This window comes from Bartonella sp. PS7NMGDW, assembly GCF_042193585.1.
Taxonomy (GTDB): Bacteria; Pseudomonadota; Alphaproteobacteria; order Rhizobiales; family Rhizobiaceae; genus Bartonella; species Bartonella grahamii.
Genome location: NZ_JBHILX010000089.1, coordinates 1 through 1,080, shown reverse-complemented (window position 1 = coordinate 1,080; position 1,080 = coordinate 1). Strand labels below are relative to the sequence as shown.

At 41.3% G+C, this 1,080-nt stretch carries 1 pseudogene; it reads right to left on the bottom strand.

What is annotated here, in order from left to right:
• Positions 1–78 precede the first annotated feature (78 nt).
• Positions 79–1,080 (bottom strand): annotated as a pseudogene (locus ACFIKJ_RS09430) (filamentous hemagglutinin); the annotation flags it as partial.

Genomic DNA, 1,080 nt, shown 5'->3' with positions numbered 1-1,080 from the left:
ATCCTGCAGGAGGTTTATTAAACTGGCATCCCATTATAACTAATAAAGCTATGCAACTCAATAATTTAAAGATTTGTTTCATCTTTTCCTCCTTAAAGGGACTTGTACTCGATGGGAAAGTCCATATATATCTCGACATTTTGGACCCGCATCTCCAAGGCAAGTATGGGGATTTATGGGATCTGAGAACATATTCCACATTTCTTTCCACCAGTTACTACCAGCAGGTATTGTCTCGTAAGTATAGCCATTGCCGCCAATAATTCTGCTGACAAAGTCATATCTATGCCCATCAAAGCCAATCGTGGTTTGTTTGCCATCACTCACATAACCTAACAGACCGGATGCAACTAAAACATTAAAGGCTGGTCCATAGAAATTGATATTCGTGTTGTTGGCTATACCGTGAACACCTTCTTGTTTGAAAGAATTCAGCATATTCCCCAATGTCATCGTCCCGCGACTATGTCCATAAAGTTCTAATCCTGTAAGACCATAGCTATACATCAAATCTTTTGCTTCTTGTGTTGAATTGGTCAAACCCCAAAAGTTATTTTCCATAAACTTCTGATAGCCCGCGACCAAAAGTTCTGAGATAGCAGAATCGGCTTCTGGGAACACAACAAAATAAAGCGGTTCATTTTTATTCTCCGCATGTTGCTCTGCATAAACAGCAGCCTCATAGGGTGGTGTAAAAATGCCATTCAAAGAAACATTGACCTTGCCATCAGGACCAGCTTGTAAGTGCTGCTTTTCCTCATCCGTTAAATAATGAAACTTAGGGATTTTTTGTCCACGAGCGTCTTCTATAGGTTCTCCATTTTCATCTGTTTTATAGATTGTATTGCCCTGTTCATCACGGTCGACCACAGCGATGGGGTGTTCTTTGATAAACATGGTTCTATAGGAGTCATCGCTGTATTTAAACCCTTCTTCCAGCAGTTGTATTGCCATTTCACGGTTTTCATGGACGATTTGTTCCAGCTTGCCTACATCGAGTTGTTGTACACCCTTATGGGCAGTGGCAGTATCACGATTAAGGGAGGCTATGGCTTGCTCAACATCTTGCCCTGTCAATGC